Source organism: Streptococcus mitis (genome assembly GCF_946190065.1).
In the GTDB taxonomy this organism is placed as follows: Bacteria; Bacillota; Bacilli; order Lactobacillales; family Streptococcaceae; genus Streptococcus; species Streptococcus mitis_DE.
The window spans coordinates 31,628-54,348 of the sequence record NZ_CAMHZD010000001.1 but is presented as its reverse complement, the minus strand read 5'-3'; the positions used below and the strand labels follow the sequence as shown (position 1 = coordinate 54,348).

The window sequence follows — 22,721 nt, the reverse complement described above, 5'->3', positions numbered from 1 at the left end:
GACACAATAGCTAGTCTTTACTACTGTCTAAGTTGGCTTGTGCATAAGCCTGCCAGATTTTTTGTTGGGGTTTGGCAAGTGGGTAATTCTTAAACTCTTCTGGTGAAAGCCAGCGAACTTCCCTATCTGGAAAGTCATTGTAGTCACTCACCTGACCTGCTACAATTTGAACATGCCACTTACGATGACTAAAGATATGCTTGACAGTCTCAAAATAAATATCAAGCCAATCAACATCTAGGTCATAGTCCTGCTGGAAACTCTCTTCTGGACTGGGACCAAAGTTCACGCTTTCTTCTGCAACCTGATGAAAGAGGTCAAACTGCTCTCCTTGCGAAAAGTTATCAACTTCTATCAAGGGGAAATGCCAAAAACCTGCCAATAGCTTTTCACTTTCATTTTTTTCAAGTAAAAATTGTCCCTGAGTATTTTTGACCACCAAGGCTTTAAGATAAATTGGAACAGGCTTTTTCTTGGGAGCCTTAATTGGATAACGGTCCATTGTGCCATTCTGATATGCCGCACTAAAGTCCTTAACTGGGCTTTCTTCTGGTCTGGGATTTACAGGCGCCTCAATATCAGATCCTAAGTCCATCAAAGCTTGATTAAAGTCACCAGGCCTTTCTGGGTCAATCAAGATTTCCATCATTGCCTGAAAAATTTTACGATTACTTGGAATCCCAATATCGTGATTAACTTCAAATAGACGTGCCAAAACACGCATGACATTACCATCTACAGCTGGCTCAGGCAAGTTAAAAGCAATACTGGAAATGGCTCCTGCAGTGTAAGGTCCAATTCCTTTCAAGCTGGAAATTCCTTCATAGGTGTTTGGAAATTGACCACCAAAATCAGTCATAATCTGCTGGGCTGCAGCCTGTAAATTACGAACTCGAGAATAATAACCCAAACCTTCCCAAGCCTTCAACAAACGCTCTTCAGGCGCATTCGCCAAACTTTCTACTGTTGGAAACCAGTCCAAGAATCGTTCGTAATAAGGGATAACCGTATCCACCCTAGTTTGCTGGAGCATAATTTCAGACACCCAGATATGATAAGGATTTTTACTTCTACGCCACGGTAAATCTCTTTTGTTTTCATCATACCAAGCGAGAAGTTTCTCACGGAAAGAAATGATCTTCTCCTCCGGCCACATGACGATACCGTATTCTTTCAAATCTAACATATCTCTAGTATAACACAGAAGATTCTAACTGTCCTTTTCCTAGTATTAGTACTCTTCGAAAATCAAATTCAGACCACGTCAACGTCGCCTTGCCGTAGGTATGGTTCCTGACTTCGTCAGTCTTATCTGCAACCTCAAAGCAGTGCTTTGAGCAACCTGAGGCTAGTTTCCTAGTTTGCTCTTTGATTTTCATTGAGTATAAAAAGCCTCTTCCCGAGGGAAAGAGGACTGAATCTTATTGATGAACAGCTTGGGCTGCTGTGATAAGGGTCAACTTGTAGACATCATCAGCATTACATCCACGAGAAAGGTCGTTAACTGGCTTGTTCAAACCTTGCAAAACAGGTCCAACAGCCGCAAAGCCACCAAGACGTTCAGCCATCTTGTAGCCGATATTTCCTGCCTCGATACCTGGGAAGATAAAGACATTTGCTTGACCAGCAACCGTACTTCCAGGAGCTTTCAGAGCTGCAGTTTCTGGAACGAAGGCTGCATCAAATTGCAATTCCCCATCGATTTCAAGGTCAGGACGCAAGTCGTGAGCAATTTTAGTGGCTTCAACAACCTTATCAACACTTTCACCAAAACCTGACCCTTTAGTAGAATAGCTTAGCATAGCAATTTTAGGTTCGATGCCAAACATCTTAGCTGTGATTGCTGAGTTGATGGCAATTTCAGCCAAGGCTTCTGCATCTGGATTGATGTTGATGGCACAGTCACCAAATAGGTAACGTTCCGTACCACGAACCATGAGGAAGGCACCTGAAGTACGAGTAACATTTGGACGAGTTTTGATGATTTGAAGAGCTGGGCGAACTGTTGAAGCAGTTGAGTGAATCGCACCTGACACCATTCCATCAACCAAGCCCAGGTATACTAACATAACACCAAAATAATTGACATCTTCAACCAAAACCTTGCGTGCATCTTCTTCAGACATTTTGCCCTTGCGACGCTCCACTAAAGCAGCAACCATTTCTTCAAATTTATCGTAGTGTTGAGGGTCGATGACTTCATAACCGTCCTCAATACCTTCGATTTCAAGATAAATTTTAATTTTTTCAGGATTTCCAAGCAAAACAGGAATCACTTCTGTTTCTTTTACCAAGCGTTTAGTCGCTTGAAGAATACGAGGTTCTTCCCCTTCAGGGAGAACGATACGAGCATTTTTACCAACCAAGTTGGCTTTGAGACTTTCAAAAACTTCCATGAGTTTTCTCCTTTAAGATAATAATTATACTCTGAAACTGTTTTTATAGAGTATTAGTTGATAACTGGGTAATAAGGTTGCTAAAATCATTCGGCAAGGGACTTTCTAACTGCAAGTCTTGCTCTAAAAATGGATGATAAAAAGTTAAGGAATGACAATGTAGGGCCTGGCGCTGAATTCCATCGTCTAGACTACCACCGTACAAGTCATCTCCCAACAAAGGAAAACCGATATGAGAAAAATGGACTCGGATTTGGTGGGTACGCCCAGTGTGCAGGCGAATATCGACCAAGTGAATATTTCCATAAGAAGCTACAATCTTGTAAGAAGTATGGGCATACTTTCCACCTTTAGCTACACGTCTGGTAATAATGGAGTCTTCATCACGCGCAATCGGAGCAATAATTTCCCCCTCTGCTTCCAAGTGGCCATCACCTTTAACCAAAGCAAAGTAGCGTTTTTCAATGGACTTCTTCTGCAACTGCTTGTCTAATCGTGCATGTGCATAACCGTGCTTAGCAAAGAGCATCAAACCAGAAGTGTCCCTATCAAGTCTGGTCACAATGTGAACCTGCTGATTTTCATAATTTTGCTTGACATAGTAACCCTTGATAAAATTGGCAATGGTATTGGAGTGGTTGACACTAGGAATAGAAGCCACTCCATAGGGTTTATTCAAGACTAGAAAATGGTCATCCTCATAGAGAATATCCAGTGGGCGCTCGATAGCTTCTAGAGTTTCAAAACCTTCCTCAGCGGGAATATCAATGGTAACTCGGTCTCCAATATCCAATAGATACGTCGCATTTTGTGGTTGATCATTGACCACAATAGCTCCACCTCGAAACTTAATCTTGGCCAGAAGCCCCTTAGAAACCTCATGCTTTTTTAAGAAGGTCTTGACCTTGACATGCTCATCTGCAATAAATTCAAACCTCATTCATCCACCTCGCCGATAAAAGCATCCTTAACGCGGTTCCAAAAACTGGTATGGCTCGGTGATGCGACAAAGTGAATCTTATGATGGTCGATTTGATACTCAATTCGTTCAATATTGCGGAAGGAATAAACGCTATTGTCAACCGAAATGGTATGGTAATCGTTTCTTGTTGGAATAAGTTCAATCTTATCCTTCTTAGGAACAATAATGGACGAACCCAGCGTTCGATAGACACGATTGTTAAGGCTGGCAATTTCCGTTAATTGCAAAGCTTCAATGGTTGGGTGTAAAACAGCTCCACCAAGCGACTTGTTATAGGCTGTACTACCAGTCGGTGTCGAAACTGTTAGCCCATCTCCACGAAAACGTTCAAAGTGGACACCGTTAATCACAACATCCGCCACCATGGTTCGATCAGACCTGCGGATACTGGCTTCATTTAGTGCTCTAAAAATCTTCACTTCACCATTTTCGAGAAAAACCTTCACATTCAGAACAGGGTAAGAGACTCTTGCTCCGGTATCTAGCTGTAAATTAGTCACTAGCTTGTCCAACTCAAAATCACGGTAGTCCGTATAGAAGCCCAAATGTCCAGTGTGAACACCAATGAAGCGGACCTTGTCAAGCTGGTTTTCGTACTTATGAAAGACCGACAAGAGCATACCATCACCACCGATGGAAATAACGATATCTGGATTGGTATCATTGAGTATAAACTGATTTCTCTTCAAACGATCTCGCAATTCATACAAAACCCTTTGACTCTGTGGTTTTCTATTAGCTATCAGGTCAATTCGTTTACCTGTATTCTTCATCTGTATCGTCACTGTTTCCTACACCGTCATTTAATTTTCTACTCAAAGGATCAAAAAGTGCTTGGGCTTCTTGGATATCATCACGTATTTTACCCATTTCTTCATCCAACTGATGGGCAATTTTGGCAGTAATTTCCAGTCTCTTTTTAATTTCCTCTGGGAAATCCCCTTGGTACTTGTAGTTGAGAGAATGTTCTATCGTTGCCCAGAAATTCATGGCCAAGGTACGAATTTGAATTTCCGCCAAAATGGTCTTGGCTCCATTGATGGTATCAACCGTATATTCTACTACCACGTGATAGGAACGGTAGCCTGATGCTTTTCGATGAGTAATGTAATCTCGCTCCTGTATGATTCGCATGTCCTGACGTTTGCGCAAAATCTCCACTACTTCCTTGACGTCATCAACAAACTGAACCATCACACGCAAGCCGGCAATATCTTGCAAATCGTGCTCTAAGGTCGCATAAGTAATGCCACGCCGAGCCATTTTTTCCTTGATACTCTCAATTGGTTTGACTCGACCAGTCACAAACTCAATCGGAGAATGCTTATTTTGCTTACGATATTGCTTCCGAATACCACGTAGTTTAATCTTTAACTCACCAACAGCTTGAATGTAAGGATCTAGAAATTCTTCCCATTCTAAGGTCATATATTCTCCCTTGTTCTCATGTTATCCTTCAAAAATATCTTTGATTTTTTCTCCAGATTCATATACAATAAATACAATGCTTATTATACCATAAATCCGCTTTCAACGATAAAGAAAAGGTAAAAAAAATGAAACATTTAGAAATTGAATTGAAAACACTCTTGAAAAAAGATGAATACAATCGTCTAAAGGACCAGTTCACAGACGTCACTCCTGTTCTTCAAAAAAATTACTACATAGACACGCCTGATTTTGAACTACGAGAAAAGAAAGTTGCTATGCGCATTCGAACCTTTGAAGACTGGGCAGAATTGACACTCAAAGTCCCGCAAAGTATTGGAAACATGGAATACAACCAAAAATTGCAACTAAAAGATGCTGAAAACTACCTGGCTAAGGAAGAACTTCCTCAGGGGCTGGTTCTTGATGAATTGGCGAAACATGGTATTAAAACTAGTGAATGGCAGATTCTTGGTTGTCTAACGACACTTCGCTATGAAATGCAAACAGCTATTGGTCTCATGGCGCTGGATGAAAGTCAGTACTTTGATATTACAGATTACGAATTAGAGCTTGAAGTTGAAAATCACGAGCAAGGGAAACAAGATTTCCAGCAATTTTTAGAGGAAAATCAGGTTGCTTATCAAAAAGCTCCCTCAAAATTGGTCCGATTTGTCAAAAGCATGAAAAATAGCTGAAATAATCTCTATTTTTTGGTAAAATAGAAAAGATAAAATACAAAAATCCCAGTTCATATAGGCCAAACAGATATGACTAGGATTTAAAAAGTTTACAGAGGACGGTCTATAATGTCAGATAGAAAAAACATGAAACTTTTCGCACTCAACTCTAACCAAGAGATTGCACAGAAAATTGCTCAAGCTGTTGGTGTCACACTTGGAAAACTATCATCACGTCAATTTTCAGATGGAGAAATCCAAGTAAATATCGAAGAAAGTGTCCGTGGTTATGATGTGTACATCATCCAATCAACAAGTTTCCCTGTTAACAACCACCTAATGGAATTGTTAATCATGGTTGATGCTTGTGTTCGTGCAAGTGCGCACAGTATCAACGTTGTCCTTCCATATTTTGGCTATGCACGTCAAGACCGCATCGCTTCACCTCGTGAGCCACTTACAGCGAAACTAGTTGCCAATATGCTAGTTAAGGCTGGTGTCGATCGTATCCTTACGCTTGATTTGCATGCCGTTCAGGTTCAAGGATTCTTTGATATTCCTGTCGATAACCTTTTCACAGTTCCCCTATTTGCAAAACATTATTGCGATAAGGGCTTACTTGGCTCAGATGTTGTTGTTGTTAGCCCTAAAAATTCAGGTGTGAAACGCGCTCGTAGTTTGGCTGAATATCTTGATGCTCCTATCGCCATTATCGACTACCCACAAGACGATGCAACTCGCAACGAAGGATATATTATCGGTGATGTCGAAGGTAAGAAAGCCATCTTGATTGATGATATTCTTAATACAGGACGCACCTTCTCTGAAGCTGCTAAAATCGTTGAACGTGAAGGAGCTACAGAAATTTATGCTGTTTCTAGTCATGGTCTCTTTGTTGAAGGTGCTGCTGAACTTCTTGACAATACTAATATTAAAGAAATTCTTGTGACTGATTCAGTAGCAACAAAAGAAAAAACTCCTAAAAACGTATGCTACATCACTGCTAGTGAGTTAATTGGTGATGCCATCGTCCGTATCCACGAAAGAAAACCAGTCAGCCCACTCTTTGCCTACAATAAAAAGAAATAAGGTGATTCTTTGATTTATTTGGACAATGCTGCAACGACTCCCATGTCAGCAGTTGCTATTTCAGCGATGACCAAGGTTATGCAAGAAACCCACGGAAATCCATCTAGTATTCATGGTCATGGTCGTCAAGCTGGAAAACTCTTGAGAGAAGCCCGTCAGGAACTAGCCCAGTTACTGGGAACAAAACCTCAACATATCTTTTTCACTTCTGGTGGGACTGAAGGCAACAATACTGCCATCATTGGATACTGCCTTCGTCATCAAGAACAAGGAAAACATATCATCACAACTGCTATTGAGCACCATGCCGTCCTTGAAACCATTGATTACTTGGTTCAACACTTTGGGTTTGAAGCAACCATTATCCAACCAGAAAATCAAGAAATCACCGCCCAGCAAATTCAAGAGGCCTTACGTGACGATACGATTTTGGTTTCTACCATGTTTGCTAATAATGAGACAGGAAACCTACTTCCCATTGCTGAAATTGGCCAAATACTCAAGCAACACCCTGCCGCTTATCATGTCGACGCAGTTCAAGCTATTGGCAAAATACCAATTCATCCCGAAGAATTGGGCATTGATTTTCTCACTGCTTCGGCCCACAAGTTCCATGGTCCTAAGGGAATCGGTTTTCTCTACGCTTCTAGCATGGACTTTGATTCCTATCTCCATGGCGGAGACCAAGAACAGAAAAAACGTGCAGGAACTGAAAATCTGGCTGCCATCGTAGGCATGGTTGCAGCTCTAAAAGAAGACCTAGAAAAACAAGAAGACAATTTTCAACATGTACAAAATCTAGAAACTGCCTTTCTTACAGAGCTAGAGGGCATTCAATATTACTTGAATAGAGGACAACATCATCTCCCTTATGTCCTCAATATTGGATTTCCTGGTCAGAAAAATGACCTCTTACTCCTCCGTCTAGATTTGGCTGGAATTTCTATCTCTACTGGTTCAGCCTGTACGGCAGGCATTGTCCAATCCAGCCATGTTCTTGAAGCCATGTACGGGGCAAATTCAGAACGCTTGAAGGAATCCGTTCGTATCAGTTTGTCGCCAGAAAATACTGTTGAAGACCTAGAAACCCTCGCAAAAACCTTAAAAGAAATTATCGGAGGTTAGCCATATGGCATTTGAAAAAACCATTCAGTTAAAAAATTGTCGTTACGACTACACTCTTAGCCCTTCTGTTAAAAAATTCACCCTTAAGGACAATACCTTTTTTGAGACTAAGGTTGGTAACTATGAACTGACTCGCCTTTTGGAAAAAGTGCCAAACAGCGGTGAAGGCTTCCAACTCAAAATCATCATTAACAAGGAACTTACAGGTGCTAAAATCAATATCACTGACAAGTTTGGGCTACGTCTAGTTGATATTTTCAAATCAGAAGACCACCACATTCATCAAGAAAAATTCTATTTCCTCATGGATAGCTTAGTAGAGCGTGGTGTCTTTACAAAATCGGAAAGATAAGTCCCATATGTTTGAACTGACCTATAAGGACAACTATCATGTAGAGCGTACACTCAAGTATGAGGATTATGAAGCTCTCATGCTGGCTCTGTCAGGATGTGTGACCCTACCAGATACACTTTATGTAACTTCTTTGACCTTTAAAGGGCAGGAAGTTTACCAAGGACTGGTCGGAGACCTCTACCGTTTTCTATCACATGCAGATTTTTTACATCAAAACTAAGATTTTTCTTAGTTTTTTCTTGTTTTTGTTGATTTTTTCACAATGTTTCTATAAAATAGAAGAATAGAAAGGTTGTGATTTTGTGAAAGATAAACAGTCTGCTATTCCAAAAGCAACAGCGAAAAGACTCTCTCTCTACTATCGAATTTTTAAGAGATTTCATGCAGAAAAGATTGAACGTGCCAACTCTAAGCAAATTGCAGAGGCTATCGGTATTGATTCAGCGACCGTACGTCGTGATTTTTCCTACTTTGGTGAACTAGGTCGCCGTGGTTTTGGCTATGATGTCAAAAAACTGATGACATTTTTTGCCGATTTGCTCAATGATAACTCTATCACCAATGTCATGCTGGTAGGTATTGGAAATATGGGCCATGCCCTTCTCCACTACCGCTTCCACGAGCGTAACAAGATGAAAATTATCATGGCCTTTGACCTAGATGACCATCCCGAAGTCGGTACCCAAACTCCTGATGGGATTCCTATTTACGGAATTTCTCAAATCAAGGATAAAATCAAGGATGCTGATGTGAAGACTGCTATCCTGACAGTTCCCAGCGTCAAGTCACAAGAGGTTGCCAATCTCTTGGTGGATGCTGGTGTGAAAGGAATTCTCAGTTTTTCACCAGTCCATCTGCATTTACCAAAAGACGTGGTCGTTCAGTATGTTGATTTGACAAGTGAACTCCAAACCCTCCTCTACTTCATGCGAAAAGAGGATTAGAAAGCGAAAATCATTTTATGAAAAAACCAGTTATTGGGATTACAGGAAACGAAAAAACTCATCCAGATGATGACATCATGATGAGCTACGTAGCAAAAGGCTTTGTGGAAGGCGTTAAAGACGCTGGAGGGATTCCCATCATCCTACCGATTGGTGATCAAGAAATGGCTAGCCACTATATCAGTATGATTGACAAACTCATCTTGACAGGTGGGCAAAATGTTGATCCAAAATTCTATGGTGAACCAAAAACCATCGATAGCGATGACTACCACCTTCAAAGGGATATCTTTGAACTGGCCCTTATCAAGGAAGCTATTAAACAGAAAAAGCCAATTTTTTCTGTCTGTCGTGGAACTCAACTCTTTAACGTTGCTATGGGTGGAACTTTGTACCAAGATATCGAAGACCATTGGCAGGATTGTTCTGCTGAGTACACAACTCAACGCTTGGTAACAGAACCTGATACTGTTCTTCGAGAAATCTATGGAGAAATTTCCCATATCAACTCCTTCCACCATCAGAGCATCAAGGATTTAGCACCTAACTTAAAGATTGCGGCTCATGATCCTAAGGATGGCATTATTGAAGCTGTCATTAGTACGGATGATATCGCCTTTCTCGGTGTCCAATGGCATCCAGAGTTTCTTTTTGAAAATCGCCCCAAAGATAAAAACCTCTTTGACTATGTCGTTAATGAACTTTAGATTAAATCCGTCTTTTCACGATAACTAAAGTAATTAGAATGAGAGACAATCAAATGGTCCAAGAGGACAATCCCCATCAGGTCACAGGCTTCTTTTACAAGTTTAGTGACTTGATCATCATTACGACTAGGGGCTACCGCTCCTGAAGGATGATTGTGAACCAAGATGAGAGAAGTCGCCATATGCTTAATGGCATAATGAAGAATCTCTCGTGGCTCAGCGATACTGCGAGTGGCTGAGCCGATAAAAATGGTCTGTTGATGGATGATTTGATTTTGAGTATTGAGATAGAGCGCCACTAGGTGCTCTTGTTTTTTGTCCCCCAATTCCTGTTGCATCTTCTTGGCCAGCTTTTTACTACTGAGAATACTTTCCATCTCAAGGTTCTCGTGTTTGTGAATACGATGGCCCAGTTCAATCATAGCTTGTAATTCTATTGCCTTAACACGGCCGATACCAGACAGACTCTGCAATTCCTGCAGGGTCATTTTTTTCAAATCTGTTAGGCTTGAAAGATTGTTCAAGACTTTCTGGGCAATTTCAAAAACGCTAGCCTGACGTGTCCCTGTCCTGAGTAAAATAGCTAGCAACTCTTGGTTACTGAGCGCTTCTACTCCTTCCTTGGCCAGTCTTTCTCTTGGTAATAGTGAATCTTCTTGGAATGAAATACTGTACATAAAAATCCTCCTCACTTTATTATTCGTGAGAAGGATGGAAAATTAGATTTTTTTCTCAATTGGGGCTACACTAGCTAAAAGTTTTTTCAAACCTACTTCTGGGAAATTGATTTTTAATTCCTGAGTAGCACCGCTACCTGAAACTTCCAGAACAGTTCCCTCTCCCCATTTCTTGTGGAGAGCAATGTCACCAATGGACCAATTTGTCTCGCTAAACGCTGATTTTGCACCAGCTGAAAATTGACCAAATGGAAGACCGCTTGACTGGATAGATTTTGGGGCAGCACTGCGTTTACGGTCTTGAAGAGCTTGAGCCAGACTCATACCTTGACCGAAGGCGAGACCACCACTGCTATATGATGCCTTAAAGCTTGTATTTGATGGACGAGCCAGACCTTGATACTCAAGTAAGTCTGAACTGATTTCGTTAATAAAACGAGTCGGACGGTTGTAGTTGGTACGACCAAAAAGCAGGCGCGAATTGGCATTGGTCAGATAGAGGATTTTCTCTGCACGCGTAATTCCTACATAGGCCAGACGGCGTTCTTCTTCTAATTCATCTAGATCCTCAGCTGCACGACTAAGCGGGAAGACATTTTCTTCCATCCCAATCAAAAAGACAACTGGAAACTCGAGACCTTTGGCAGCATGCAGGGTCATCAAGGTCACTTCTGATGTCTCCTGACTACCTGAATCTGTATCCGCAATCAAGGCTAAGTCATTTAAGAAACGACTCAGCTTGTCCAAACCAGTTTCCTCTTCTGGCACATCAGAGGTGTCGTCAAAATTTTTCGTCACAGAAAGGAACTCTTCGATATTTTCAACCCGAGCCTTACTTTCTAGAGTCGCTTGGGCATTAAGAATATCGACATAACCTGTTTTTTCTAGTACCGACTCAACCAACTCAGTAATACTTAAGTGGTCCAGTTGCTCTCGCAAATCCAGAATCATATTGGCAAAATCCCAGATAGACTGGGCTGCTTTACCCTTGATACCAGACAACATGATATTAGCAGAAGCATCTAGCATGGACATGTTTTGCATATTCGCAAAGTCACGGATTTTTTCAACGGTTCCTGGCCCAATTCCACGTTTAGGCTCGTTGATAATACGCTCAAAACTGATATTGTCACTCAAATTAGCAATGAGGTTAAGGTAAGCGATAATATCTCGGATTTCCTTACGGCTGTAGAACTTGGTTCCGCCAACCATTGTATATGGAATATTGGACTTGAGCAAGGCTTCCTCAATAGTACGGGACTGCGCATTAGTACGATAAAGAACTGCAAAATCCTTGTGAAGGAAGTTTTGACTGCGACCAAGTTCATCAATAGTTTTAGCCACAAATACAGCCTCATCTAGCTCATCATTGGCACGATAGTAAACGATTTGCTCCCCATCAGCATTTTGGGTCCAGAGATTCTTAGGACGGCGGTTTTTATTGTTTTTAATGACCTCGTTGGCCGCTTGGAGAATTGTTTTAGTGGAACGGTAATTTTCCTCCAACAAAACAACCTTGGCTTGAGGATAATCCTTTTCAAAATCCAAGATATTCTGCATATCAGCACCACGCCAACCGTAGATAGATTGGTCCGCATCCCCAACCACACAGATATTTTTAAAACGGGAAGCCAAGAGTTTGACTAGTTGGTACTGAGCATGGTTGGTATCTTGGTACTCATCAACATGAATGTACTGAAACTTCTGCTGGTAGTAGGTCAAAACATCAGGATTCTGATCAAAGAGACGCAAGGTCAGCATAATCAAATCATCAAAGTCAACCGACTCTGACTGACGAAGCTCTTTTTGGTAAGCCGTGTAACACTGAGCCACGATTTGTGTATACATATCACCTGCTTGGGCAGCATAAGCTACATCATCAATCAAGTCATTCTTGGCATTGGAAATAGTCCCTAAGATGCTTCGTTCATTCCATTTTTTCGGATCCAAGTTCAACTGCTTGAGAATCCGTTTCATGAGAGTTCGCTGTTCACCAGGATCTACAATAGTGAAATTGCGGTTGTAGCCAATATGGTCCGCATCACGACGTAGAATACGAACACACATGGAGTGAAAAGTCGCAATCAAACAGTCCTGAGTAGCTGGATTGAGTCCGTAAGCACGTTCCTTCATCTCACGCGCAGCCTTGTTAGTAAAGGTAATGGCCAAGATATTCCAAGGATTGACCAGCTTTTCATCAATCAAATAAGCGATACGGTGGGTCAAAACACGAGTCTTTCCAGAACCAGCCCCCGCCATAATCAACAAGGGACCTTCTGTCGTTTGCACCGCCTCAGCCTGACGGTCATTCATTCCATTTAATAATGCGTTCATCTTCTCTTCCTTACTCTTGAAGTCACTATTTCTATTATATCAGAATTCAGGGAAAATATCTTTACCTAGACTAGTTACGTGTAGAAGGCAACTCCTTATATCTAGATAAAAAATGAGCTTGGATTAAAATCTCCAAACTCATTTATTACTCAATGAAAATCGAAGTGCAAACTAGGAAGCTAGCCGCAGGTTGCTCAAAGCACTGCTTTGAGGTTGTAGACAAGACTGACGAAGTCAGCTCAAAACACTGTTTTGAGGTTGCAGATAGAACTGACGAAGTCAGTAACCATATATACGGCAAGGTAAAGCTGACGTGGTTTGAAGAGATTTTCGAAGAGTATAAAGTAAATTGCAATATACTAGAACAAACCTAATACTGTTCCATCGCTTTCAACATCCATGTTGAGAGCAGCTGGTCGTTTTGGAAGTCCTGGCATGGTCATGACGTCACCAGTTAAGGCAACGATAAAACCTGCACCTAATTTTGGTACCAATTCACGAATGGTAATTTCAAAGTTTTCAGGTGCTCCAAGTGCATTTGGATTGTCTGAGAAACTATATTGAGTTTTAGCCATACAGATTGGCAATTTGTCCCAACCATTTTGAACGATTTGAGCGATCTGTGTTTGAGCTTTCTTCTCAAAGTTCACTTTGCTACCACGGTAGATTTCAGTAACAATCTTTTCAATCTTTTCTTGAACAGAAAGGTCATTATCATACAAACGTTTGTAGTTAGCTGGATTTTCAGAGATAGTCTTGACAAGAGTTTCAGCAAGTGCTACTCCACCTTCTGCGCCATCAGCCCAGACACTTGCCAACTCAACTGGTACATCGATTGAGGCACAAAGTTCTTTCAAGGCTGCAATTTCAGATTCTGTATCAGATACAAATTCGTTAATCGCAACAACTGCTGGAATACCGAACTTACGGATATTTTCAACATGGCGTTTCAAATTGGCAAAACCTGCACGAACTGCCTCTACATTTTCTTCTGTCAAAGCGTCTTTAGCTACACCACCATTCATCTTAAGGGCACGAAGGGTTGCGACGATAACAACTGCATCTGGAGATGTTGGCAAGTTTGGTGTCTTAATATCAAGGAATTTCTCAGCACCAAGGTCTGCACCAAAACCAGCTTCAGTAACTGTGTAATCAGCCAAGTGAAGGGCTGTTGTCGTTGCCAAAACAGAGTTACATCCATGAGCAATATTAGCAAATGGACCACCGTGTACAAAGGCAGGTGTACCGTAAATTGTCTGAACCAAGTTTGGCTTAATAGCATCCTTCAAAATCAATGCTAAAGCACCTTCAACCTGCAAATCACCTACAGAAACTGGTGTACGGTCATAGCGATATCCGATAACGATATTAGCCAAACGGCGTTTCAAGTCCTCGATGTCTGTTGCCAAACAAAGAATTGCCATGATTTCGGAAGCAACTGTAATATCAAAGCCATCCTCACGAGGAACACTATTTAGAGGACCACCAAGTCCAACGGTCACATGACGAAGGGCGCGGTCGTTCAAGTCCACTACACGTTTCCAGAGGATACGACGTTGGTCAATTCCTAGCTCATTTCCTTGGTGCAAGTGGTTATCAATCAAGGCAGAAAGAGCGTTGTTAGCAGTTGTAATGGCATGCATGTCTCCAGTAAAGTGGAGGTTGATGTCTTCCATTGGCAGGACTTGGGCGTAACCACCACCAGCAGCACCACCCTTAATCCCCATTACTGGACCAAGAGATGGTTCGCGGATAGCAATCATGGTTTTCTTGCCAATCTTGTTCAAGGCATCCGCAAGACCAATGGTAATAGTTGATTTTCCTTCACCTGCAGGTGTTGGATTGATGGCAGTAACCAAGATCAATTTTCCAACTGGATTGCTCTCAACTGCACGAATTTTATCAAAGCTGAGCTTAGCCTTGTACTTTCCGTACAACTCCAAATCGTCGTAAGAAATACCAAGTTTCTCTACAACATCAACGATTGGTTTCAACTCAATACTCTGTGCGATTTCAATATCTGTTTTCATTCAAAACTCCTCTAACCTCTAATGTGATAATTCATTATAACACAAAACAAGATTTTTAACATCCTAAAACTCTCTAAACGTTCGTAAATATCCCTGTTTTTAAGGTTTTTAGAGTCCTTTCTTAAATTTTATATGGCTTTATAGTTTGAAACTATAGTAAATCTTCATTTTTACCAAAAATTTATCGCTTTCATTTTACTTACCGTTTATTTTTGTGTACAATAGTGCTATGAAAATTTTAGTTACATCGGGCGGTACCAGTGAAGCTATCGATCGCGTCCGCTCTATCACTAACCATTCTACAGGCCACTTGGGGAAAATCATCACAGAAACCTTGCTTGCTGCAGGGCATGAAGTTTGTTTAATTACGACAAAACGAGCTGTGAAGCCAGAATCCCATCCCAACCTAAGTATTCGAGAAATTAACAATACCAAGGACCTTCTACTTGAAATGCAAGAACATGTTCAGGATTATCAGGTCTTGATCCACTCAATGGCTGTTTCTGACTACACTCCTGTTTATATGACAGGGCTTGAGGAAGTTCAAGCTAGCTCCAATCTAGAAGAATTTTTAAGCAAGCAGAATCATCAGACTAAGATTTCTTCAACTGACGAGGTTCAGGTTTTGTTCCTAAAAAAGACACCCAAAATCATCTCTCTGGTCAAGGAATGGAATCCTGCTATTCATCTGATTGGTTTCAAACTGCTGGTTGATGTTAACGAAGATTATCTAGTTGAAGTTGCTAGAAAAAGTCTTATCAAAAACCAAGCAGACTTGATTATTGCAAATGACCTGTCTCAAATTTCAGCAGATCAACATCGTGCAATCTTTGTTGAAAAAAATCAGCTTCAAACAGTCCAAACTAAAGAAGAAATTGCAGATCTCCTCCTTGAAAAAATTCAAGGCTATCATTCGTAGAAAGGAAAGCTATGGCAAACATTCTCTTGGCTGTAACGGGGTCAATCGCCTCTTACAAGTCGGCAGATTTAGTCAGTTCTCTAAAAAAACAAGGTCATCATGTCACTGTCTTAATGACTCAGGCTGCTACAGAGTTTATCCAACCATTGACACTACAGGTCTTATCACAGAATCCTGTCCACCTAGATGTCATGAAGGAACCCTATCCTGATCAAGTCAATCATATCGAACTTGGAAAAAAAGCAGATTTATTTATCGTGGCCCCTGCAACAGCTAACACTATTGCAAAACTAGCCTACGGCTTTGCGGACAACATAGTAACTTGTATTGCTCTAGCCTTGCCAAGTCATATTCCCAAACTCATCGCACCTGCTATGAATACAAAGATGTATGAACATCCAGCAACTCAGGCTAATCTGAAAACATTAGAAACCTACGGCTATCAGCTGATTGCTCCTAAGGAATCCCTACTAGCTTGTGGAGACCATGGACGAGGAGCTTTAGCCGACCTCACAATTATTTTAGAAAGAATAAAGGAAACTCTCGATGAAAAAACGATCTAATATTGCGCCCATTGCTATCTTCTTTGCAACCATGCTTGTGATTCATTTTCTAAGCTCACTTATCTTTAACCTTTTTCCATTCCCAATCAAACCGACCATCGTTCATATTCCTGTCATTATTGCCAGCATTATCTACGGTCCACGCGTTGGGGTTACACTTGGATTTTTGATGGGGCTACTTAGCTTGACGGTTAACACAATTACGATTCTGCCAACCAGCTACCTCTTCTCTCCTTTCGTACCAAATGGGAACATCTACTCAGCTATCATTGCCATTGTCCCACGTATTTTGATTGGTTTAACTCCTTACTTAGTCTATAAGCTGATGAAAAATAAGACTGGTCTGATTCTAGCTGGTGCCCTTGGTTCCTTGACAAATACTGTCTTTGTCCTTGGTGGAATTTTCTACCTTTTTGGAAATGTTTTTGATGGTAATATCCAAAAACTCCTAGCAACTGTTATCTCAACAAATTCGATTGCTGAATTAGTCATTTCCGCAGTTCTAACCTTAGCCATTGTTCCACGACTACAGACTTTGAAAAAATAAAAACAATCTCCACTTTCAAACCTGAAGGTGGAGATTTTGTTTGATATAGTTACTATTATTAGTGAAATCTTTACCAATATCTAACTAAAAATGACCTATAAACCTAAGTAAATCCTTGCTTTATTGTCTTCTTTATTGTACTATACTAGTGTATATACAGATAAAAAGGAGATTCTTATGAATACACGGAAAAAGACACAATTTATGACAATGACAGCCCTCTTAACAGCTATTGCAATTTTGATTCCAATTGTTATGCCTTTCAAGATTGTCATTCCACCTGCTTCTTACACTTTGGGAAGTCACATTGCTATTTTTATAGCCATGTTCTTGTCGCCCTTAATGGCAATTTTTGTCATACTAGCCTCTAGTTTTGGATTTTTGATGGCTGGATATCCCATGGTTATCGTATTTCGAGCTTTTTCCCATATCTTTTTTGGAACTCTAGGAGCTCTTTACCTACAAAAATTTCCCGATACCCTAGATAAAGCAAAATCTTCTTGGATTTTCAACTTTGTTTTAGCGCTTATCCATGCCCTTGCTGAAGTATTGGCCTGTGTCGTTTTCTACGCAACTTCTGGTACCAATGTAGAAAATATGTTTTATGTTCTATTTGTACTAGTTGGATTTGGCACAATTATCCATAGTATGGTAGACTATACATTAGCACTAGCTGTCTATAAAGTGCTTCGAAAACGCCGTTAAAAGGAAAAGCTATGACAAAAGATCGCAAACAAGCTCTGCTCCAACTCTTGAAAGAAACTCCTAAAGCCCTTAATGGCCAAAGTTTGGCGGAACATTTTCATGTCACACGTCAGGTCATTGTGCAGGACATTGCAATTTTGAGAGCCGATGGCGCTCCTATCCTATCTACTAATCGTGGCTACGTCTATAAGCAAATTGATACCAATCCTTATGTCCATAAACTTTTCAAGGTGAAACATGAAGTTGAAGAAATCGGTCAAGAACTCCTTGCTATCGTCGATAATGGAGGGCGTGTCCAGAATACTTTGATTGACCATCCCGTTTATGGAGAAATTGAAACCTTGCTTAAACTGTCTTGCCGCAGAGATGTTCAACATTTTCTAGAACAAGTCGAGCATTCTGATTTTAAACCTTTATCTGAATTGACAGATGGTGTCCATTACCACCTAGTCGAAGCCGAAACACAACAAGACCTCCACTATATCGAGGAGGCCTTGGATCAGCTAGGTTATTTAGTAAAGGATTAGAAAATTTTCTTTTCCCAATCGTCTTCTGTACGGCGAGGGTAGAAAAATTCAGATTTGTCCGATGCTTCCATCATCTCCATCAAAGGTAGCATATCATAGGCCAGATCCAAGTTTGGAATCTGGTCTTTTTGCACCCAAGAAACTTCTCCTTCATCTGAAGAGCGAAGGGTACCAGAGAACTCAGTTGCCTTATAACAAACGACAATATAGCGCCCACCTGTATCTAGTGGCCAATTTTTAATGCCGACAAGTTGAGGATTTTGGATAGTCAACCCTGTTTCTTCATAGATTTCACGAATGACAGACTCTGCGAAAGATTCGCCATTTTCTACATGGCCTCCTGGAAAGGCATAACCGGACCAGCGATTAGTTTCAGGAGCGCGATACTGCATCACCACGCGCTGAGCTTCGAGATCTTCAATCAGACAAATATTTGTTAAAATCGTTAATTGTGCTCGAGACATAAATTTACTCACTTTCTAATTTATTAAATTTTTAGACTTGGTACCAGTACCATTAGCTTCTACTTTTTAAAATTATTTAGAATAGAATACCATCCGTTTTTCCTTTATGGGCTTTCCAAGTTCAAGTATCTTTTCTTGTTCATCAAAAGTAAAGCCCATTTTTTGATAGAAAGCAATTGCGCGCTTATTATCTTTCAATACCCATAAGAAAATTTCAGAAAAATGATTAAGAGCAATCAAAGCTGCTTTTATTAACTTTTGTGCAATACCTTTTCCATAATAGTCTTTTAAAACATATAAAGCAATAATTTCACCAGCTTGAATAGTCTCATCACGAAAGTTACCATAACTGATAAAACCAACCACCTTCATGCCATCCATCGCGATCAATGTATTTTCTGGATATTTTTGACTAAAGAATCGACATCTTTCTAGTGTCATCGTCTCCTGAAATTCTGCAGGCAAAAGGCCATCATAAGCCTCTCTCCACGTCTGCCAGTGAACGAGGGACTTACCTTCTATCTCTTCAGAAGTTTCCATCTGTTTGACAGTAATGATCATTTGCTTCCTCCCATTCTTCTCTCAAAATGCCGTATTTAATACTATCATAATAAACACCTTGATAATAACGAACTTTTGGAATATGAGCTTCTTTTTTCATTCTTAATTTTTCAGCCAATTTCATCATACCAAAATTTCCTGACCAAGTTGTCAAACCAAGATGCTCCAACTCCAAGTAATCCTGAAATGTTCGATTTATCCACTGTAGCATAGCAGCTTTTCCAATTCCAGAGTTCCAAAATTTGTTGTCATAAATACAAATTCCCAATTCCATCCATCTTGTTTCTTTACATACCCAGTAGCGCGAAACAGTCCCAACTAGTTTATCATCAACAAAAATACCACGGCGATTTGAGTTGTTTAGAGTGGATTCTAATTTTTGTAGTTTAAATTCTTGAAAATTAGGAAAATACTGATAATCGTCATAATAGGGAGCGTCATACTGCTTCCAAATTGGATTAGATTGTGAATAAGCAATTTCCCACAAAGGCACCAAATCTTCTTCTATTAGTTTTCTTAAATCGATCATATTTATCCCTCAATCCAACGCCTTCACTTCCAACATCATATCTCGGATCTGAGCTGCTAGTTCAAAGTCAAGCACTTCAACGGCTTCTTGCATTTGTTTTTCGAGTTTCTTGACGAGTTCTTTACGCTCTTGTTTATTGAGACTATTGATATCGACTTCCTTGTCCTCTTCCTTGGCAACTGCCTTGGTCACGGCAATCAGGTCTCGGATTTCTTTCTTAATGGTTTGTGGAACGATACCATGTTCTTCATTATAGGCCATCTGGATTTTCCGACGGCGAGCTGTTTCATCCATAGCTTTTTGCATAGACTGAGTCACAGTGTCCGCATACATGATAACATGCCCTTCACTGTTACGAGCAGCACGTCCAATGGTCTGGATAAGACCACGTTCATTACGAAGGAAACCTTCTTTGTCAGCATCAAGAATCGCTACGAGGCTCACTTCAGGAACGTCAATCCCTTCACGAAGGAGGTTGATTCCGACCAAGACGTCAAAGACACCCAAGCGCAGGTCACGGATAATCTCTGTCCGCTCTAAAGTCTTGATATCTGAGTGCATGTACTTGACCTTAATGCCCATTTCTTTAAAGTAGTCGGTTAAATCCTCTGCCATTTTCTTAGTCAAGGTTGTGATAAAGGTTCGTTCGTTCTTTTCAACACGGGCATTGATTTCACCTAAGAGATCATCAATCTGTCCCATAGTCGGACGGACTTCCACCTCTGGGTCCAAAAGCCCTGTCGGACGAATGATTTGCTCGATCACTGTCTCGGTCTGTTCATTTTCATAGTCGCCTGGTGTTGCTGAAACGTAAACAATCTGATGAACGTGACTCTCAAACTCCTCCCGACGGAGAGGACGATTGTCCAAAGCTGATGGCAAACGGAAACCATAATTAACCAGCATTTCCTTACGCGAACGGTCTCCATTGTACATGCCCTTGATTTGTCCCATAGTCATGTGACTCTCGTCAATCATAATCAAAAAATCATCTGGGAAGAAGTCGAGAAGGGTATAAGGAGGCTCACCCTCACTCCGTCCATCCATGTGACGTGAATAGTTCTCAACCCCGTTGGTATAGCCCATCTCACGCAGCATTTCGATATCGTACTCTGTCCGTTGTTTCAAGCGCTGGGCTTCAAGCAGTTTGCCTTCCTTTTCAAAGATAGCTAACTGCTCCTCCAACTCGGTCTGAATCTTGGCTATAGCAACTTCCATGTGGTCGTCATTGGTCACAAAGTGAGTAGCTGGGAAAATCGCCAAATGATCCACTTCTCCCAAGACCTGACCTGTCAAAGCTTCAACCTCACGAATACGGTCAATTTCGTCTCCAAAGAATTCTACTCGAAAGGCATGCTCATCACGGGAAGCTGGGAAAATCTCCACCACATCTCCACGCACACGAAATCTTCCCCGTTGGAAATCAATATCATTTCGCTCAAACTGGATGTCAACCAAGTCATTCAAGAGTTTATCACGAGAAATTTCAAGACCTGGACGCAGACTAACGACACTATCAGCGTATTCCTTGGGCGAACCCAGACCATAGATACAAGAGACGGAAGCTACGACGATAACATCATTACGCTCCAGAAGGGCCGAAGTCGCTGAGTGACGAAGTTTGTCAATCTCGTCATTGACAGAACTATCCTTCTCAATGTAGGTATCACTAGAAGGGACATAGGCCTCTGGTTGGTAATAGTCATAGTAAGATACAAAGTACTCAACAGCATTCTCAGGGAAAAATTCCTTAAACTCCCCATAGAGCTGTCCTGCCAGAGTCTTATTGTGGGCAATAACTAGAGTGGGTTTATTGACTTTGGAAATGACCTGACTCATAGTATAGGTCTTCCCTGTTCCAGTCGCCCCCATGAGAATCTGAGCTTTTTCGCCCCCCTCGATATTATCTACCAACTGCTCGATAGCTTGAGGTTGGTCTCCTGATGGTTGATATTTTGATACTAGTTTAAATTGATTATCTGTAATGCGGTTAATCATAAGAATCCTCTCTCGATGTGCTATTCCTATTTTAGCACACTTATATCATTTTCACGAAGAAAAGGACGGAACGAAGTCACATCCTTTCATTTTCTTTCTTTAATTGATGAGCGAGATAGAAAATCAAAAGTAACAAGACTAAACTTGTCATGATAGAACCTTCAATCCCAAAAGAACCACCTGATAGCCAGGCTTGATTGCCTTGTGGTAAAAAGGTCATCAGAGACGTTCCCGATGGTTGTCCACTAACTAAAATCCCAAATAAATTTCCCTGAGCAAAATTCCAAGCTCCATGAATACCTGCAACACCCCAAACTGTATCGGTTTTGAGAAGGTAAAGTGACATGGCAACTCCGAATAAAAAGAGATTCACTAGAGATAGAGGGGTGATACCAGAATTGCCCATATGGAGCAGGGTAAAGAATAGGCTAGATATAAGAACAGCAAGTTTTAGATTGGTTCTTGAGGCCAATTGAGGAAGGAGCCAAGCACGGGCCACCACTTCTTCTGTTGTCCCCTGTAAAATCCAAAAAGGGATAGTAAAGACTACAAAGACAAGCGAGTAAAGATTCAAGTGAATGGATTCCAAACGATATTGCCCTAAGGCCACCAAACCTAACAAGGTCAGAAGAAAAAGTGCCAGACCTATACCAAATCCTATAAGAAGATTGCTGAGGAAATTCTCTCTATAAAATCCTAAAGTTCGAATAGGTCTTTTCTCAACTTTTCTAGTCCATCTAAACACAGTGTTAAGAACAAAACCAAAGGCCAGCAATTCTAAAATTAAACGAAAGTCACTTGTTTTATCCATCAAGCTCTGATGCAAGGTCTGCAAATAGGTTGCAAGATTTTGACCAGTCTCTCCAAAATTTCTAGCAAGTCCGATGAGAGCTAACAAACTAATACCATACAGAGTATAAGCCACAAACTCTCCTATGAAGACAAAAGCAAAGGCTAGCAAGGGGCTTGTGTAAATGTTTAAACTCATTTTTGAAGCTTGGAAGTCTTTAAATATTCTTTTGTTCTTCATATCCCTGTCCTCTTTTCTTCTATTATATACTATTATTATAGCACTTTATAGTAGCAATTCAAGAAAGAAAAGAAATAACCTATGTTACATTTTCTGACACAAAAATATAAAAAATTTGCCTTTTTTTACTT

General features: G+C 40.7%; 25 protein-coding genes. 12 read left to right on the top strand and 13 right to left on the bottom strand.

All coding sequences use genetic code 11. The features are described 5' to 3' along the window. Positions 1-10: 10 nt before the first annotated feature. The 5 genes from mutY to yjbM all read right to left on the bottom strand — a co-directional run bounded on the left by mutY (position 11) and on the right by yjbM (position 4,806). Complete coding sequence (gene mutY / locus OCF96_RS00275; protein ID WP_023947456.1) at positions 11-1,186, bottom strand: A/G-specific adenine glycosylase; 1,176 nt, start codon at positions 1,184-1,186, stop codon at positions 11-13. A gap of 235 nt (positions 1,187-1,421) precedes the next feature. Continuing rightward, positions 1,422-2,396 carry a phosphate acetyltransferase gene (pta, locus tag OCF96_RS00270; protein ID WP_000451571.1) on the bottom strand — a complete coding sequence of 325 codons (975 nt, stop codon included), beginning with the start codon at positions 2,394-2,396 and terminating at the stop codon, positions 1,422-1,424. Positions 2,397-2,439: 43 nt separating this feature from the next. After that, positions 2,440-3,336 carry an RluA family pseudouridine synthase gene (locus OCF96_RS00265; protein ID WP_084927305.1) on the bottom strand — a complete coding sequence of 299 codons (897 nt, stop codon included), beginning with the start codon at positions 3,334-3,336 and terminating at the stop codon, positions 2,440-2,442. Beyond that, on the bottom strand, positions 3,333-4,151 hold the full coding sequence (locus OCF96_RS00260; protein ID WP_261444598.1) for an NAD kinase: 819 nt from the start codon (positions 4,149-4,151) through the stop codon (positions 3,333-3,335). The genes OCF96_RS00265 and OCF96_RS00260 overlap by 4 nt, the downstream gene beginning before the upstream one ends. Further along, entirely contained in the window at positions 4,135-4,806 is a 672-nt protein-coding gene (gene yjbM, locus OCF96_RS00255; protein ID WP_000171682.1) for a GTP diphosphokinase, read from the bottom strand. Before yjbM ends, OCF96_RS00260 begins: the two co-directional genes overlap by 17 nt. A 128-nt stretch (positions 4,807-4,934) precedes the next feature. Here yjbM and OCF96_RS00250 point away from each other — a divergent pair, with 128 nt between their 5' ends. The 7 genes from OCF96_RS00250 to OCF96_RS00220 all read left to right on the top strand — a co-directional run bounded on the left by OCF96_RS00250 (position 4,935) and on the right by OCF96_RS00220 (position 9,706). Next, a complete protein-coding gene (locus tag OCF96_RS00250; protein WP_024057591.1) occupies positions 4,935-5,504 on the top strand; it encodes a CYTH domain-containing protein in 570 nt (189 codons plus the stop codon). 111 nt (positions 5,505-5,615) lie between these two features. After that, entirely contained in the window at positions 5,616-6,575 is a 960-nt protein-coding gene (locus tag OCF96_RS00245; protein WP_049515404.1) for a ribose-phosphate diphosphokinase, read from the top strand. Positions 6,576-6,584: 9 nt separating this feature from the next. Next, positions 6,585-7,700 carry a cysteine desulfurase family protein gene (locus OCF96_RS00240; RefSeq protein WP_261444597.1) on the top strand — a complete coding sequence of 372 codons (1,116 nt, stop codon included), beginning with the start codon at positions 6,585-6,587 and terminating at the stop codon, positions 7,698-7,700. A 4-nt stretch (positions 7,701-7,704) separates the two neighbouring features. Then, a complete protein-coding gene (locus OCF96_RS00235) occupies positions 7,705-8,052 on the top strand; it encodes a DUF1831 domain-containing protein (RefSeq protein ID WP_000863540.1) in 348 nt (115 codons plus the stop codon). Positions 8,053-8,059: 7 nt separating this feature from the next. Then, positions 8,060-8,275 carry a DUF4649 family protein gene (locus tag OCF96_RS00230; RefSeq protein ID WP_033687052.1) on the top strand — a complete coding sequence of 72 codons (216 nt, stop codon included), beginning with the start codon at positions 8,060-8,062 and terminating at the stop codon, positions 8,273-8,275. Between the two features lie 82 nt (positions 8,276-8,357). Further along, the gene (locus OCF96_RS00225; RefSeq protein ID WP_000653417.1) at positions 8,358-8,999 is read left to right on the top strand and encodes a redox-sensing transcriptional repressor Rex; all 642 of its coding nucleotides are present in this window, start codon (positions 8,358-8,360) and stop codon (positions 8,997-8,999) included. Between the two features lie 17 nt (positions 9,000-9,016). Continuing rightward, the gene (locus OCF96_RS00220; protein WP_261444596.1) at positions 9,017-9,706 is read left to right on the top strand and encodes a gamma-glutamyl-gamma-aminobutyrate hydrolase family protein; all 690 of its coding nucleotides are present in this window, start codon (positions 9,017-9,019) and stop codon (positions 9,704-9,706) included. Here OCF96_RS00220 and radC read toward each other — a convergent pair. The 3 genes from radC to OCF96_RS00205 form a co-directional block, all read right to left on the bottom strand. Beyond that, on the bottom strand, positions 9,703-10,383 hold the full coding sequence (gene radC, locus OCF96_RS00215) for a RadC family protein (RefSeq protein WP_261444595.1): 681 nt from the start codon (positions 10,381-10,383) through the stop codon (positions 9,703-9,705). The two genes, OCF96_RS00220 and radC, sit on opposite strands and share 4 nt — an antisense overlap. 42 nt (positions 10,384-10,425) lie before the next feature. Beyond that, positions 10,426-12,717 carry a DNA helicase PcrA gene (gene pcrA / locus OCF96_RS00210; protein WP_261444594.1) on the bottom strand — a complete coding sequence of 764 codons (2,292 nt, stop codon included), beginning with the start codon at positions 12,715-12,717 and terminating at the stop codon, positions 10,426-10,428. A 359-nt stretch (positions 12,718-13,076) separates the two neighbouring features. Beyond that, positions 13,077-14,747 (bottom strand): formate--tetrahydrofolate ligase, encoded by a 1,671-nt coding sequence (locus tag OCF96_RS00205; RefSeq protein WP_261444593.1) that lies wholly within the window; start codon positions 14,745-14,747, stop codon positions 13,077-13,079. A 229-nt stretch (positions 14,748-14,976) separates the two neighbouring features. Here OCF96_RS00205 and coaB point away from each other — a divergent pair, with 229 nt between their 5' ends. The 5 genes from coaB to OCF96_RS00180 all read left to right on the top strand — a co-directional run bounded on the left by coaB (position 14,977) and on the right by OCF96_RS00180 (position 18,008). Continuing rightward, positions 14,977-15,666, top strand: coding sequence for a phosphopantothenate--cysteine ligase (gene coaB, locus OCF96_RS00200; protein ID WP_261444592.1), 690 nt, complete (start codon positions 14,977-14,979; stop codon positions 15,664-15,666). 11 nt (positions 15,667-15,677) lie between these two features. Beyond that, positions 15,678-16,229, top strand: a complete 552-nt coding sequence (gene coaC / locus OCF96_RS00195) for a phosphopantothenoylcysteine decarboxylase (RefSeq protein ID WP_261444591.1) — start codon at positions 15,678-15,680, stop codon at positions 16,227-16,229. Continuing rightward, entirely contained in the window at positions 16,213-16,776 is a 564-nt protein-coding gene (locus tag OCF96_RS00190) for an ECF transporter S component (protein ID WP_000747412.1), read from the top strand. The genes coaC and OCF96_RS00190 overlap by 17 nt, the downstream gene beginning before the upstream one ends. Before the next feature lie 177 nt (positions 16,777-16,953). After that, on the top strand, positions 16,954-17,481 hold the full coding sequence (locus OCF96_RS00185; RefSeq protein WP_261444590.1) for an ECF transporter S component: 528 nt from the start codon (positions 16,954-16,956) through the stop codon (positions 17,479-17,481). Between the two features lie 11 nt (positions 17,482-17,492). Continuing rightward, positions 17,493-18,008, top strand: a complete 516-nt coding sequence (locus OCF96_RS00180; protein ID WP_261041516.1) for a transcription repressor NadR — start codon at positions 17,493-17,495, stop codon at positions 18,006-18,008. On the opposite strand, the gene OCF96_RS00175 is transcribed toward OCF96_RS00180, so the two are convergent. The 5 genes from OCF96_RS00175 to OCF96_RS00155 form a co-directional block, all read right to left on the bottom strand. After that, positions 18,005-18,472 carry an 8-oxo-dGTP diphosphatase gene (locus tag OCF96_RS00175; RefSeq protein WP_000085593.1) on the bottom strand — a complete coding sequence of 156 codons (468 nt, stop codon included), beginning with the start codon at positions 18,470-18,472 and terminating at the stop codon, positions 18,005-18,007. The two genes, OCF96_RS00180 and OCF96_RS00175, sit on opposite strands and share 4 nt — an antisense overlap. Before the next feature lie 72 nt (positions 18,473-18,544). Next, positions 18,545-19,012, bottom strand: coding sequence for a GNAT family N-acetyltransferase (locus tag OCF96_RS00170; RefSeq protein ID WP_419991736.1), 468 nt, complete (start codon positions 19,010-19,012; stop codon positions 18,545-18,547). After that, the gene (locus OCF96_RS00165) at positions 18,999-19,562 is read right to left on the bottom strand and encodes a GNAT family N-acetyltransferase (RefSeq protein ID WP_261444588.1); all 564 of its coding nucleotides are present in this window, start codon (positions 19,560-19,562) and stop codon (positions 18,999-19,001) included. The genes OCF96_RS00170 and OCF96_RS00165 overlap by 14 nt, the downstream gene beginning before the upstream one ends. A gap of 9 nt (positions 19,563-19,571) precedes the next feature. Next, positions 19,572-21,560: an excinuclease ABC subunit UvrB gene (gene uvrB / locus OCF96_RS00160; protein WP_261444587.1), complete on the bottom strand. Its 1,989-nt coding sequence runs from the start codon at positions 21,558-21,560 to the stop codon at positions 19,572-19,574. A 76-nt stretch (positions 21,561-21,636) separates the two neighbouring features. Next, positions 21,637-22,590, bottom strand: a complete 954-nt coding sequence (locus tag OCF96_RS00155; protein WP_261444586.1) for a CPBP family intramembrane glutamic endopeptidase — start codon at positions 22,588-22,590, stop codon at positions 21,637-21,639. Between the last annotated feature and the right edge of the window lie 131 nt (positions 22,591-22,721).